The sequence below is a fragment of the Rhizobium sp. Nf11,1 genome (genome assembly GCF_050587665.1).
Lineage (GTDB): Bacteria > Pseudomonadota > Alphaproteobacteria > Rhizobiales > Rhizobiaceae > Rhizobium.
Map to the genome: position 1 here is coordinate 23,050 of NZ_JBOBHU010000008.1, position 13,975 is coordinate 37,024.

The following is a 13,975-nucleotide window of genomic DNA, read 5'->3' on the forward strand; positions in this document are numbered from 1 at the left end:
GCGCCACCAATCCCATCCTGAATGCTGCGGCTCAAGTCGGTGTCAACAGGGTCGCGCCGGTCGGCGCATTGGGGTCTGCCCAGCGACGGATAGTACCGGTGCCCAAATCAGCGCCGTAAAGCCAGCCGTCCGGTCCCTTCTGAATGTCTACCAGATAGGGGACGCCCGTATCGAAGACCTGTACGTTCGAGATCTGTCGGCTTGCGTTCATCGTTGCGGTGTAGACATTTCCATTGACAAGATCCGCAAACATCAGGGTGTTGTCGTTGTAGAAGTCCCCGACGGTGATCGCAGTGGCGTTGTCGGGCGAACCGTGGCTTCTCGATAGAAGCGGAAAAACAGCAGCCTGATCAGAAGGGCTGTTTCGGTTCCCATTGTTGTAGAAGCTGATCGCCTGAGGGAGATCCTGGTAGCCGCCCGTTCGGCCAGGACCTTCCAGATAGGGCCAACCGAAATTCGATCCTGCAGGGCCGGTATTTATTTCCTCCCAAGTGGTCCAGCCGACATCTCCGAGCACGGGCAGGTTGGTCACTGGATCGAAGGTGAAGCGATAGGCGTTGCGCACGCCCGAATAGAATACCTTGGACTGATTGCTGTTCGGATCTGCGGGGTCATAGAAGGGGTTCCCCGGAACGCCCGCGCCGGTCATCGGATCTATCCTCAGGACTTTGCCGGACAGATTGTGAACGTCTTGAGCGCGAACCGTGCGAGGGTCCATGAAATTGTATGAGGTGCCGTCTCCGTTGCTGAAGTACAGCATGCCGTCGGGTCCGAAATGGAGTGCTCCATTGGAATGGGAGTCGCTGTCCGTCGCCAGATAGTCCCGAATATTCTGGTTCTGGATTCCAGCGCGATCTGGATCGTTGTCCTGTGTTCCCACCTCGATCTGGCTTGCAGGGGCGGTGATGGTGGTGCCGTTGACGATGCCGGACGGCGGGATGTTCACAGCGCCGGTACTGTCGAGATCCGGACGGCTGGTGTATGCCCAGGTGCTGTTGGTACCGGCCAGCACGACCATGCTGGCCGGATCGGCAATCATCGTGTTGGGGTTGACCGTAAGCCGAACGAGGCGCGAAGGACGGTTCCCTTTGGTATCCGGTCCCGCCAGGCCGGTTCCAGTCGCGGTTTCCGGCGGATCGTAGGTGTAGAGCAGATAGACGTATGGATTTGCCGCGAAGTTCGGATGAATTGCCAGCCCCAGCATCCCCCGGTCTCCGGGCGTATAGTTGACCTGGCTGGACAAATCGACAAGCGGCGTCGATCTCAGCGTGCCGTTGTCCACCACCCGCACAATGCCATTCTGCTGCGCGACAACCATATAGCGGCCATCGGGGGTCCAATCGAGGGCCGTTGGCTCGGTCAAGCCGGACACGACGGTCTGTCGGACCAGATTGCCGAGGTTGCTGTCGTCGTCCAGGATGTTGACGGTCGCAGTCGTTTGGCTCCCCAGGACAGCACCTGTCGGGTTGCTCAAGGTTAAAGTGAAGCTTTCGTTGCTCTCGGCCGTCGTGTTGTTGAGCAGCGGAACAGAAATGGTCTGGATCGCTTGCCCTGCGGCAAAGGTGAGCACGCCCGTTGTTGTCGTATAATCGGAGCCCGCGATCGCGCTGCCATTGCTCGTTGCATATGCGACGGTGGCCGTGGCATCGATGTTTCCGCTGCGCTGAACCGTGATGGTGGCGGCGGCGGCCGCCTCCGACAAGGTGATGACCGGATTGTTCAGGGAGATGGTTGGTGCGGAATCGTTGTCGACGATGGAGACCAGAACAGTCCGCGGCGCTGCCAGGGAGCCACCAGGCCCGGGATTCTGGATGCCGACAGAAAATGTCTCCGTCCCTTCGGCATCAGGATCATTGACGATTGGGATGGCAAACGTCTTGCTGCTCTCGCCGTCCTCGAAAACAACTTGCCCGGTATTGGCTCGGCCATTGAAGGTCGGCAACGTATAGTCCGCTCCAGCCTGTGCCGCTCCGGCTCCGCCGATCTCGTTGGTCGTGTACTCCAGTGTCAGCTGTCCGCTCGTACTGCCTGTGCGAACGACGGTGATTGTTGCAGCGCCCGCTGTTTCACTGACGTAGATGGTGGCGTTGTCCCGCAAGGCAACGCTTGATCCAGCAGAGAAGACGACGTCGCGGAAGTAGTTTTCGTTCTGGTAGACGAGGGCTGGAAACGTGCCGATGGTTTCGTTGTAGACACCGGCGCCGACCGGGGCGGTCAATCCGCCATTGCTGATCGGATTGGCGAAGCCGTTCGAGGTCAGCGAATAGTAGCTGTTGGCATTGACCGAGACGACATAGGTGGTGCCGGCATTGATGACCAGCGGGCTTGCCAAAGTCTGCTGCTGCCAGCCTGAGGCGGTCTCATTGGTGAAGGTGACGCTTGCCAGCTGCTGCCCGGTAGCCGACCAGATGCGGCCGACATGCGTGCCGGTCTCGCTGGGAGACTTGTAATAGCGGACCGCCTGGATCGAACCGGTATTGCTGCTGACGAAGCGCATCCCGACTTCCCAGTCCACTCCCGGCCCGTCGGTGAAGTTGGGTTGGGCCGGCGTCTGGGTGGTGAAGAGGCTGACGGGGCTGGAGCTTACTGAGGTAATCGGCGCAGTCGCCGCGCTCACGACGGTCTCGCCAGTGCCACGCAGGTCGGTATAAGTGGCATTCACCCGCACGCGCTTGCCGACGAGGCTGCTGCCGAGGGTCAGGCTTTGCCCGGCCGCGACGTCACTCCACGTAGTACCGTTGTCGCTGCTCTGCCACAGATAGGTGACGCTTGCCGGCAGGCCATCGATGTCACTGAGGCTGGCGGTCAGGGTCTGGCCCTGGCTCGCTATGCCAGTGATCGAGATCACGCCGGGATCGTTGACATTGGCGACTGCCGAGGGCGTCGCCGGGCTGGTGACATTCTCGCTGTTGCCGAGGTTGTCGATGTAACTGGCTGTTGCCCGCACGAAATTGCCGACCTGGGCCTGCTGCAGGGTCAGCGTATTGGCAGTCGCTCCGCCAATATTGCTCCACGTGGTGCCGTTGCTGCTCTGCTGCCACTGATAGCTCACCGATCCCGGCACACCGTCCGCGTCGGTGACGGCGGCCGTCAATACCTGACCCTGCGTCGCCGTCCCGCTGATGCCAAGCACACCCGGGTGGTTGTCGGGATTGGCCGCCGCGGCAGAAAACACGACATCGCGGAAGTAGTTTTCGTTCTGGTAGACGAGGGCTGGAAACGTGCCGATGGTTTCGTTGTAGACACCGGCGCCGGCCGGGGCGGTCAATCCGCCATTGCTGATCGGATTGGCGAAGCCGTTCGAGGTCACCGAATAGTAGCTGTTGGCATTGACCGAGACGACATAGGTGGTGCCGGCATTGATGACCAGCGGACTTGCCAAGGTCTGCTGCTGCCAGCCTGAGGCGGTCTCATTGGTGAAGGTGACGCTTGCCAGCTGCTGCCCGGTAGCCGACCAGATGCGGCCGACATGCGTGCCGGTCTCGCTGGGAGACTTGTAATAGCGGACCGCCTGGATCGAACCGGTATTGCTGCTGACGAAGCGCATCCCGACTTCCCAGTCCACTCCCGGCCCGTCGGTGAAGTTGGGTTGGGCCGGCGTCTGGGTGGTGAAGAGGCTGACGGGGCTGGAGCTTACTGATGTAACCGGGGCAGTCGCCGCGCTCACGACGGTCTCGCCAGTGCCACGCAGGTCGGTATAAGTGGCATTCACCCGCACGCGCTTGCCGACGAGACTGCTGCCGAGGGTCAGGCTTTGCCCGGCCGCGACGTCACTCCACGTAGTGCCGTTGTCGCTGCTCTGCCAAAGATAGGTGACGCTTGCCGGCAGGCCATCGATGTCACTGAGGCTGGCGGTCAGGGTCTGGCCCTGGCTCGCTATGCCAGTGATCGAGATCACGCCGGGATCGTTGACATTGGCGACTGCCGAGGACGTCGCCGGGCTGGTGACATTTTCGCTGTTGCCGAGGTTGTCGATGTAACTGGCTGTTGCCCGCACGAAATTGCCGACCTGGGCCTGCTGCAGGGTCAGCGTGTTGGCAGTCGCTCCGCCAATATTGCTCCACGTGGTGCCGTTGCTGCTCTGCTGCCACTGATAGCTCACCGATCCCGGCACACCGTCCGCGTCGGTGACAGCGGCCGTCAGCACCTGACCCTGCGTCGCGGTCCCGCTGATGCCAAGCACACCCGGACGGTTGTTGGCACTGACAATCGCTGCGGTCGGCGCGCTCGCCCGGTTGGTTTCGACACCACCCAGCTGATCGGTGTAAGTGGTCCTCACACGGACTTGCCTGCCCACCTGCGCTGCCTGGAGTGTCCAGTTCGGACCGGTGGCTCCGGCGATGTCGGTCCAGGTCGTCCCGATCAGCTGCTGCCAGCGATAGGTGATCGACACGTTGGCGAGCCCATCGAGGTCGGTAACGGCCGCGGTCAGGGCCTGGCCCTGAACGGGCGTACCGGTGATCGTCGCCACGCCTGCGTCGTTCACGTTGGCGACTGCCGTCGTCGGACCGCTTGCGACCGTCTCGTTGTTGCCAAGGGCATCGGTGTAGGTGGCGGTCGCCCGAACCTGCTTCCCAACCAGTGCTTGCTGCAGGCTGAGGGTTTTCGCAGTGGCGCCGGCAATGTTGCCCCACGTGCCGCCGCCATCGCTGCTTTGCTGCCATTGGTAAGCGACGATGGTCCCGGCCGGTAGCTCGTCGACATCGGTAACACCCGCCGCGATCGTGCGATTTTGATTTGCGGCCCCGATGATGGAGACGACGCCAATGTCGTTGCCGGCAGGATTGCTCGCGACGATCGGGGATGTGGCCAGGCTGGTTCGATTGTTTTCGGTTCCTCCCGACTGATCGGTATAGGTTACCTGGACGCGGACCTGCCTGCCGACCTGCGCTGCCTGAAGCGTCCACGTCGAGCCGGTGGCGTTTGCGATGTTGCTCCAGGTGTTTCCGATCAGTTGCTGCCAGCGATAGCTGATCGATACATTGGCGAGCCCATCCAGATCCAAGACCGCGGCGGTCAGGGCTTGGCCTTGTACGGGTGTACCGGTGATCGCGACTACGCCTATGTCGCTCACGTTGGCGACGGCGGTATTGGTGGTGCTGGCAACCAGTTCCTGGTTACCCAAAGCATCGGTGTAAGCAGCGGTTGCCCGCACCCGCTTTCCGACTTGAGCCTGCTGCAAGGTCAGGGCGGCTGTGGCTGCACCTGTTATGTTGCTCCAAGTGGCACCGTTATCGCTGCTCTGCTGCCACTGATAGGTAATGACCGTCCCTGACGGTAACCCGTCAACATCGGTGACGTTTGCCGCCAAGGTCTGATTCTGAGTCAGAGTCCCGCTGAGAGAAACAACGCCCTGCGCCATCACGCTACCTCCGCATCAACCTGTCAATGTTGTCTGCTAAGTCGTCGAGGCGTGGCTGCGGGAGTCCAGTGTCCCGCTTTTCCCCACGCGCGCTGAACTCCACTGCGCGGACTATGCTCCGATCCTTTGGACTTTCCAATTAGCTCTTTGTTGGTAGAACTCTGTCACTCCTCACACGCCCTTGGTGCACTGGAGCTCAGCTGCAGGCTGGCTAATGGGTGCGGACGACGCGGCCTTTGCCACTCTATGCGCCGATGAAGTCGGGGCTTTCGTGGCTCGCGCCAAGCTGCGGACTTGGCGCAGGAGATTTCCGCGTTACCTAAGCCGGCGGCATGGAGGTGGACGATGAAGATACAGAAATTCACGATTGCTGACGCTTCGCTGGAGCGTTCCCCCGGGCAGGAGGCAGATATCCGCGTCGGCAATCTCGTCGATGAGCGGCATGGCGGGCCGATCACCATCGGTTACGGACGTTACGCGCCGGGCCAGAGCCTGACCGAAACGATGGCGGTCGACGATGTCATGATCGTTCTGGAAGGGCGGCTTTCGGTTTCGACAGAGGCGGGAACGGTCAGCGCCGGGCCGAGCGAGATCGTCTACATGCCGAAGGGCGAGACCGTGACGATCCGCTCGCATGAGGAGGGCGCGCTCACCGCCTATGTCACCTATCCGCATTGGCGGCCGGCGCATGCGTAGGCCGCGCATGCGTGGCCCTCAATCTGAAAAAGCGAAACGATTATGTGGTGGCGGTGCGTGACGCCAAAAGCGCTAACTGTCTGCTGATCACACAGTCAAGCCATCTATCGCTCGATCACGCCGGGAACCGGCTCCTGTTCCTGACGGGATCTGGGACCGCTTCCTTTCAGCGCTTCCACGAAACGGACCACGTCGCCGACCAGGCTATCGCTGAAGATGTCGTTGTGACCCACACTGTCATAGATCACCATTCGCTTGGGTTCGGGTGCGATCTCGTACAGCGCCTGCCCTGAAGACAGTGGGATGCTGTCATCAAGCCTGCCGTGGAGGAACAACTTCGGTTGTCTGACCTTGCCTATGTTGAGGTCCGAGCGAAACGGATCCTTGAGAAGAATTTCAGCCGGGAGGAACGGATAGCGCGCCTGCGCAACCGACAGAACCGACAGGTACGGCGATACAAGAATGACCCCGGCGGCCGGCCTCTTCGCGGCGGTGTTCACGGCTACGCCGGTGCCAAGTGACCGGCCGAGCACAACGATCTCGCTTCCGGCGTGTGCCGAAAGCCAGTCGAATGCGGCGATGCCGTCGGTCAGCAGCCCCTGTTCGCTGGGTGAGCCGGTCGATCCGGGATAGCCGCGATAGGAAATCGCCAGCAAGCCGATCCCGTGCGCGGCCAGCGCCTGAGCGAGAAACGCGTAATTGTCGACGCGGTCACCGTTTCCGAAAAACAGGAGCACGCAGGGCTTGTCGCTGTCGCTCTGGCTGTACAATCCCTGAAGCATCTCGCCGTCGGGCGTCTTGACGTGGACCGACTCGCCCCAACTCGGGTGGTCCGGAGCAGGTGTGGCGCCGGCTCCGGGATAAAGCAGTCTTGCCTGCGAAAAATAGACCAGAGCCACGATCGCCATGTAGGCGATGACCGCCATCAGCGGCAAGATCAGCAAGTACTTTGTGGTGCTCACGACAGAATGTACCCGCCGGTTTGGCAATGCCCAGGACGCTTTGCAGCAACGCGGCCTATTACGGCGTGGTGTGCTCGGCATAGCGGCAATATAGGCACGAATCGTTGCTGCGGAGAAGAGGTCGAAGACGACGATGTCCTCAGCGGGGCTTCGGCGATAACACCTATCAAACCGCAATAGCCCTTGGCGCGTGCCTCTCAGGCTGGAAAAGGGTTTTGCCGAGCATCCAGTTCTTCAAGCCGTGCGTACCACTTTTGGATATGCCGGAATTCGGCGAGTGGTATGTCGGCAGCGGTTGCATAAGGAAGTGCAACTGCCAGTGCGAAATCGGCAACGGTCAGTGTCTTCCCGACGGCGACGCTGTTCTCGGCCAAATGATCGTCGAGCACCCGGGCATGGAGCCGAAAACTCGTCTTCGCGTCTTCGATCATGGCGACGTCAGGCTTCCCGCCGAACAACGGCTTGATCAAACTTTCAAACCACAGCGTTGCTCCATGCCGCGTGAAATGGCTGGCATCCCAGCTCAACCAGCGCAGCACGCCGATCTGCCGATGGTCATGCGGCCAGAAATCCGACGCGGCTGTGTCGGACAGCCTGCACATGATGGCGTTTGCTTCCCATAAGGTTCCGGCCTCCTCCTGCAGCACCGGGACTTTCCCGTTCGGGTTCAGCGCCAGGAATTCCGCGGTTCGCTGTTCTCCGCTCGCCAGGTCAACCCTTACGAATTCCACGTCGGCTTGAAGAAAACGCGCGGCGGCGCATGCCTTTCGCGGATTGAGCGTCTCGCAATAGTAAAGCTTCATTGTCGCCTTACCCATGATTTTGCCCTTCGGCGGTTCCCAGAAAAGAGTCCAATCGTTCGAAACTTTGAGACCAACCGGATTCATGACCCTCAAGCGAGGACGCACTGGCAAATCCACTCTGCCGAAAAGTCATTTCCGTGCCTCCGTCGCTTTCCCTGAAGGTGATCGTGACGATCGTTTCGGGGCTGGTTTCGCCGGTTGCGGTCTCCCAGGCATGGGTAAAGACAAGCCTGTGCGGCGGCTCGACCTCCAGATATCTTCCGCCGACCCAATGCTCTTCTCCATCCGGTGCAATCAGACAGGCGCGGTGTCTGCCGCCTGGCCAGGCTTCCAGCCTGTCGCCGACCGCCGTGAAGCCGTGAGGGCCACACCATTGCACCAGGGCTTTCGGGTCGGTCCATGCCTTGAAAACGAGATCGCAGGGGGCATCGAACCTTCGCACGAGAACCAACTCACGGCTATTGTCTGTTTCGGTCTCGGGATTGGTCATTTTCGTTTCCTTGTACCTTGGAGAGGTAGTCATCGAGACGATCGAAGCTTTCATCCCAGAAGCGCCTGTAATCGGCGATCCAATCCGCAATTGTCTTCAAGGCTGCCGGCTCGAGGATGCGGGGACGCGAATTCGCTTCCCGGCCGGAGCGGATCAACCCGGCCTGTTCCAGGACTTTGAGATGCTTTGAGATGGCGGGTTGAGACAGCTCGAAGGGGTCCGCGAGTTCGGCTACGGTCGCCTTGCCGTTGGCAAGCCGCGCGAGAATTGCTCTGCGTGTGGGGTCGGAGAGGGCGGAAAAAATCGCATCAAGCCTGTCGTCCATGCATCACCAGTTAGCTATATAGCTAAATGGTTATGTTCTACGCGGCGAAATGTCAAGATAATTTATGGAATCCGCAATGGCAGGAAGAAACTCGACCCCCTGGTGGGCAAGCGACGATGTCGTGAGCGGACCCTTCGCCGCGCGCGACCGAGCACCCGAGAGCGCCATGTTTGCAGGCGCTGCGCCAGCCTCACATCGGCGGCATCTTTTCGAATTTCGCCACGTCGGGATCGACCCGATCCCAGGCAAGGCCGCGGACGGTGTAGGTTGCCATTTGCGGCTGATATCGCTCGGGCTCGTCGAGGCTGGCGGCGTGGATGGTGAAGAAATCGGGCATGTATGAGAAGGTCAGGTAAACAGGCGCGCCGCAGGCCGGGCAGAAGCCGCGCGTTTTGACATTGCCGTTGTCGGCGACCATCTGCCAGTGGCTGGCCACTCCTTCAAGCTTCACCGCCTGCCGGCTCGGGAAGGTCAGATAGGATCCGTGGCCGGTGCCGCTCGTCCGCTGGCAATCGCGGCACTGGCAGTCGTTCATCGCAATCGGCTCGGCCGAGATCTCGTAATGGATGGCGCCGCAGGCGCAGCCGCCGGTATAAGGCTTGCTCATTGCTTTCTCCTGAACAAATTTGTGACTGTGGCTCGTGCGGATCAGTCCTCGCTGCCGGCGAGGGCGCCGATATTCTTCACGACCTTCTTCCAGCCTTCGCCCATCTTCTGGAAGGCGGTTTCATTCCTAGGAAGCAGGAAGCCGGAATGAACGAGGCGCAGCCGTGTGCCGTTTTCCGTCCTGGAGAGAAGGAAGGTGACGACGGTATCGAGCGGCGAGCCGTAGCCGGCATTCTCGGCATGTCCGCCTTTCCAGGCATAGGAGAGACGCTCATTCGGCTTCACCTCCAGCACCTCACAGCGAATGGTGCCGTCCCACGCGCCGGCCGGCGTCGTCTGGTAGGTGAAGCGCTTGCCTACGACCGGCTCGAAGCCCGCCGGCATCATCAGCCAGCGGCCCATCAGCTCGGCTGACGTCAGCGTTTTCCAGATTGTTTCCGGCGCGTGCGGGAACACTTCGTCGACGACAATCTCCTGCGTGTCGGGCTTCAATGCGGTGTCGGTCATGGATCGATTTCCTTCAGCAAGGTTCTGAGATCGGCAAAACGCTCGCGCCAGAAGGTGCCGTAATGGCTCATCCAGTCGACAAGCGGCGCAAGGCCTTCCGGCTCGGCGCGGTAATAGACATTGCGGCCCTCGGGGCGCTCGGCGACGAGGCCCGCCTGCTTCAGCGCCTTGAGGTGCTGCGAGACGGCGCCCTGCGTGACGGTGCTCGCCCGTGTCAGTTCGACGACGGTGATCTCCTTGGAGAGGACGATCTGCTCGAACACCGCCCGTCGGGTAGGATCGGCAAGGGCGCGCATGACGGTGGTAATTGGGGTGGTCTCGATCATGCAAACACAATAGTCGTGACTAATTGATGAGTCAATACTAATTGGTATCTGTCTTCGGGATGAACTGAAAAGGGATGCTTGATCAGCCCTATGCCGGCACCTTGCGTCTGGGCTCGCCACCGCGGCCGGAGCACCTTGCACGACGGCGACCACCGCCTGCTGCCGCTTTCCTTGTCGTCCGACGGATATCGGCGATTTCGGCGCGGAGTTGACACCATGACATCGCACCAGATTTAGAGCCGGGCTGGAACCTCGTCAGACCTGCGAAGTTTGCGATACGAGGAGAATTCCACATGCATTTGATTCAGTTGTTTATTCCGGCAGCGCCGGACATCGGAGACATTATCGCGACAATTCAGCGCGAGATGACGGAGCGCCATGGCGGTGTGACGGCCTATCTCAATTCCCCCGCAAAAGGGCTTTGGTCCAATGACGAGGGCACTGAAGAAGATACCGTCATCGTGATCGAAGTCATGGTGGGCAGTCTCGATCGGGCGTGGTGGCGCCAATACCGTCGCGAACTCGAACGGCTGCTCGGCCAGGATGAACTGCTCGTGCGGGCACTTCCAGTCGAGACGCTATGACAGCGGAAGCCCCAATGAACATGCAATTCCGCCATATTGAAATCTACAGGAGACAGGGCGAGTTCGCAGCCTGGCCGGCAAATTATGGCCTCTGGTCCTGGGGTGAGGAAATCGTTGTCGTCTTCGCGCGCGGCAAACTCGGAGCGAAGGGGGAATTGCACGAACTGGACCGTGATTATCCATTCGTACCCTGGCAGGCACGCAGCCTGGACGGCGGACTGACATGGATGGACGAGCCGTTCTGCGGCCGGGTGCCCGGGGGGCTCTCGCTTTCGGCCGATGAGCACCTGAACGCCGATCTCAAGATCCGTCCGCATCTGTCGGTTCGTGATGACCTCGGCCGTCTGGATGAACCCATAGACTTTCTCGATCCCGAGACGATCGTCATGTGCGCCAGAACCGATGTAGAGGGCGACGCGGTCAGTTGGTTCTATGTCAGCCGGGATCGATGCCTGACATGGCAGGGTCCGTATCGTTTCACCGGTTTGCACCTTCCGATCTCGGCGCGCACCGATATCGTGCCTCTTGGCAGGGAACATGCGCTCTTCATGCTCAGCACCTCCAAAGAGGACGGTTCGGAAGGCAGGGTGTTCTGCGCGCGCACTGCGGACGGCGGGCGCAGCTTCGTCCTTCAAGGCTTTGTCGGCCCGGAACCTGAGGGCTATTCGATCATGCCGGCATCGGTGGCGCTTTCCGGTGGCGCCATGCTGACCTTGACGCGCTGCATGGGGAGGGGCGGTGGCAAGGGTTGGATAGAAGCCTTCACCTCCGACGACGAAGGGAAGACCTGGACACGGAAAGGCTGCATTGTCGGCGACACCGGCAGCAATGGCAACCCGCCAGCGCTCGGACGCATCGAAGGCATGCTGCTGCTCGTCTACGGCTATCGTGATCCGCCATTCGGGATCCGGATGCGCATGAGTTTCGATGACGGCCAGACATGGGGCGCCGAGAAGGTCATCCGCAGCGACGGCGGCACGGCTGATCTCGGTTATCCCAGAATGGTAAAACGCGGTGAGGGATCCCTGCTCGCCGTCTACTACTTCAACGATGGCGACAGGGAGGAGCGTTACGTCGCAGCGTCCATTGTCACGCCTGCCAAAGATCAAGAAGGAGCCGAGGACGGCGCTGCTTCATTGCAGTCGCAGATTTGAGCCATGCCGAAGCGGAACGTTTGGCATTCGCGGAACAAAGCGGGGCACCCGTGGTTCGGGGCTGCGGCAGTCGCCGCCACGACATGGGAGGTTAGACATGCAAAACGATTTCACAGATCCGGCAGGAAGAAGCGCAACGGCGCAGACACCGTCCTCATCCCCAGCTTTTGGTTCTTCGCCGGGAACGCGCACGTCCGTTTCCGATCTGGAAGCGAAGGTGAGCGAAGACATTTCCGCCGCCAAGGAAGCGATCAAGGAAGGCGCCGACACGGCCGTCGAGAAAGCCAAGGAAGTCATTTCCGAACGCACCAGCTTCGCTGCTCGCCAGGTTGGCGGCGTTGCAACGGCACTTGAGAAAGCTGGCGCCGAAATGGAGAGCTCCGGTCAGGCTGAGGTCGGGCGATACGCCAGGCAAATCGGGCGGAGCGTGCAGACCGTCGCTCGGCGGATGGAAGGCAAGGACATCGGCGAAATCGCCACTATGGCCGAGGATTTCGGGCGCAGGCAACCGCTCGCCTTTCTCGGGATCGCCGCACTTGCGGGCCTGGCGGCAAGCCGCTTCCTGACGGCCTCCGCGAAAAGGCAAACAGCTGCCGCGGCGCGCGAACCGTCGATTGGCCTGCGCCCCGGCGCCGCAACGACCGGAGGCGAGAACAATGGCTAAAACTTCAGAGAACACACCCCTCTCCGAGCTCGTCAGTGGCCTCTTGGGTGATGTCACGGGCCTGCTCCGCAAGGAAATCGACCTTGCCAAGACGGAAGCCTCGGAAAAACTTTCGCAGGCGCTCAGCGGCGTGGAGGTTCTCCTATTCGGATTGGTCCTGGCGATCGGGGCAGTCGGCGTCCTGCTGAGTGCGCTTGTCGGCGGTCTCGCGGCCTTCCTCGTGACACAGGGTTTTACCCAAACCACTGCAGGTGCGCTCGCCTCTCTGATCGTCGGCATCATCATTGCCGGGATCGCTTGGGGCTTGGTCTCCCGGGGCCTCGCCGCGCTTCGCGCCAACAACATGAAACTGGATCGTACTGCGACTTCGCTTCGCCGCGACGTTGATGTTGTGAAGGACAAAATCTGATGGAAAATTCAACGGAAAAAACATCGGCCGAGCTTCAGTGGGAGATCGACCAAGACCGCCGCCGCATAGGAGATCGGATTGACGCGATTCAGGAACGGATGTCGCCGGGCCAGCTCATCGATGAGGTCATCGCATATGCCAAGGGAAGCGGCGGCGCAGAGTATGTCAGCAATCTTGGCCACGCCCTCAAGGCGAACCCTCTGCCGGTCGCGCTGATGGGCGTGAGCCTCGCCTGGCTCATGGCAAAAGGCAGTCCTTCATCAGGCGACACGGCGACCTGGAGCAAGGATCCTGAATACCCGCTTTACCCGGCGACTGGACGGGTTCGCCGGATTGGCCCGCCGGCAATGGAAAACGGAGCCCGTTACAGCCATTTTGCCGATGAATCCGGCAAGAGGTTGAAAGCGTTGACAGACGAAACAGGAGGTCGTGCCGGCCATTTCATGGACGAGGCGGGCAAGACCTATCGTGGCTTCGCCGACGCTAGCGGAAAGCAGATCAATCAGATCGCCGACGAGACTGGTGCAATGCTCGACGCGGCAACCGGCTGGGCGGCGGAGAAATGGGAGCAGGCGAAAAGCGCCGCGAGCGACCTCGGCACCCGTGCGTCTGACGCGGCGAGCTCGCTGTCGAGCCGATCCTCTTCGGCGGCGACCAGTCTTCAGGAGCAAACGAGCAGACTCAACGAGTCGATCCTCACCCATTTCCGCGACCAGCCGCTCGTCGGCGGTGCCCTGGCTTTCGCGGTCGGTGCAGCGATCGGCGCGGCGCTGCCCCATACCGATACCGAGGATGAGTTGGTCGGCGAAGCCGCAGATAGCACGAGAGATAGCCTCAGCCATCAGGCCCAGGACGTCGTCGCGCAAGGCAAAGAGGTAGCGTCGGAAGTCTATCACAAGGCCGTGGACGTTGCGTCCGATGCTCATGATGCCATCAAGGAACGCGTGGTGGATGAAGCCGAAGCTTTCATAGATCGCAAGGATGGCCCAGGGGGCACCGATCGGCGGTAGAGGGTCCACCAGGTTCATGTCCTTGAAAGTGGTGCACCATACGGAAGCCCGCCGCGGGCGCGGAGGCACGAGGCGCG

General features: G+C 61.0%; 14 protein-coding genes. 6 read left to right on the forward strand and 8 right to left on the reverse strand.

Going from position 1 to position 13,975, the window contains the following annotated elements; all coding sequences use genetic code 11:
• Window positions 1-31 precede the first annotated feature (31 nt).
• Window positions 32-5,362, reverse strand: coding sequence for a DUF4082 domain-containing protein (locus tag ACQ7C1_RS13750; RefSeq protein WP_430958657.1), 5,331 nt, complete (start codon window positions 5,360-5,362; stop codon window positions 32-34).
• Between the two features lie 345 nt (window positions 5,363-5,707).
• On the opposite strand from ACQ7C1_RS13750, the gene ACQ7C1_RS13755 reads away from it, so the two are divergent.
• Window positions 5,708-6,058, forward strand: coding sequence for an ethanolamine utilization protein (locus ACQ7C1_RS13755; protein WP_430958658.1), 351 nt, complete (start codon window positions 5,708-5,710; stop codon window positions 6,056-6,058).
• A 104-nt stretch (window positions 6,059-6,162) separates the two neighbouring features.
• Here the strand turns inward: ACQ7C1_RS13755 and ACQ7C1_RS13760 are convergent, their stop codons facing one another.
• The 7 genes from ACQ7C1_RS13760 to ACQ7C1_RS13790 form a co-directional block, all read right to left on the reverse strand.
• On the reverse strand, window positions 6,163-7,020 hold the full coding sequence (locus ACQ7C1_RS13760) for an alpha/beta hydrolase (protein WP_430958659.1): 858 nt from the start codon (window positions 7,018-7,020) through the stop codon (window positions 6,163-6,165).
• A gap of 197 nt (window positions 7,021-7,217) precedes the next feature.
• A complete protein-coding gene (locus ACQ7C1_RS13765; RefSeq protein WP_430958806.1) occupies window positions 7,218-7,838 on the reverse strand; it encodes a glutathione S-transferase family protein in 621 nt (206 codons plus the stop codon).
• Window positions 7,831-8,313 carry an SRPBCC family protein gene (locus ACQ7C1_RS13770; RefSeq protein WP_430958660.1) on the reverse strand — a complete coding sequence of 161 codons (483 nt, stop codon included), beginning with the start codon at window positions 8,311-8,313 and terminating at the stop codon, window positions 7,831-7,833. The genes ACQ7C1_RS13765 and ACQ7C1_RS13770 overlap by 8 nt, the downstream gene beginning before the upstream one ends.
• Window positions 8,282-8,638, reverse strand: a complete 357-nt coding sequence (locus ACQ7C1_RS13775; protein ID WP_097601497.1) for an ArsR/SmtB family transcription factor — start codon at window positions 8,636-8,638, stop codon at window positions 8,282-8,284. Before ACQ7C1_RS13775 ends, ACQ7C1_RS13770 begins: the two co-directional genes overlap by 32 nt.
• A gap of 190 nt (window positions 8,639-8,828) precedes the next feature.
• On the reverse strand, window positions 8,829-9,245 hold the full coding sequence (locus tag ACQ7C1_RS13780; RefSeq protein ID WP_097601498.1) for a GFA family protein: 417 nt from the start codon (window positions 9,243-9,245) through the stop codon (window positions 8,829-8,831).
• Window positions 9,246-9,286: 41 nt separating this feature from the next.
• Window positions 9,287-9,751, reverse strand: a complete 465-nt coding sequence (locus tag ACQ7C1_RS13785; protein WP_430958661.1) for an SRPBCC family protein — start codon at window positions 9,749-9,751, stop codon at window positions 9,287-9,289.
• Window positions 9,748-10,077, reverse strand: coding sequence for an ArsR/SmtB family transcription factor (locus ACQ7C1_RS13790; RefSeq protein WP_097601500.1), 330 nt, complete (start codon window positions 10,075-10,077; stop codon window positions 9,748-9,750). The genes ACQ7C1_RS13785 and ACQ7C1_RS13790 overlap by 4 nt, the downstream gene beginning before the upstream one ends.
• A 293-nt stretch (window positions 10,078-10,370) precedes the next feature.
• Between ACQ7C1_RS13790 and ACQ7C1_RS13795 the strand changes: the two genes are divergently transcribed.
• From ACQ7C1_RS13795 to ACQ7C1_RS13815, 5 genes are all read left to right on the forward strand, one after another.
• On the forward strand, window positions 10,371-10,661 hold the full coding sequence (locus tag ACQ7C1_RS13795) for a hypothetical protein (RefSeq protein WP_430958662.1): 291 nt from the start codon (window positions 10,371-10,373) through the stop codon (window positions 10,659-10,661).
• A gap of 14 nt (window positions 10,662-10,675) precedes the next feature.
• Complete coding sequence (locus ACQ7C1_RS13800; protein ID WP_430958663.1) at window positions 10,676-11,815, forward strand: sialidase family protein; 1,140 nt, start codon at window positions 10,676-10,678, stop codon at window positions 11,813-11,815.
• Between the two features lie 97 nt (window positions 11,816-11,912).
• Entirely contained in the window at window positions 11,913-12,479 is a 567-nt protein-coding gene (locus ACQ7C1_RS13805; RefSeq protein ID WP_430958664.1) for a nutrient deprivation-induced protein, read from the forward strand.
• Window positions 12,472-12,888: a phage holin family protein gene (locus ACQ7C1_RS13810; RefSeq protein WP_430958665.1), complete on the forward strand. Its 417-nt coding sequence runs from the start codon at window positions 12,472-12,474 to the stop codon at window positions 12,886-12,888. Before ACQ7C1_RS13805 ends, ACQ7C1_RS13810 begins: the two co-directional genes overlap by 8 nt.
• A complete protein-coding gene (locus ACQ7C1_RS13815; RefSeq protein WP_430958666.1) occupies window positions 12,888-13,898 on the forward strand; it encodes a DUF3618 domain-containing protein in 1,011 nt (336 codons plus the stop codon). The genes ACQ7C1_RS13810 and ACQ7C1_RS13815 overlap by 1 nt, the downstream gene beginning before the upstream one ends.
• Window positions 13,899-13,975: the final 77 nt, after the last annotated feature.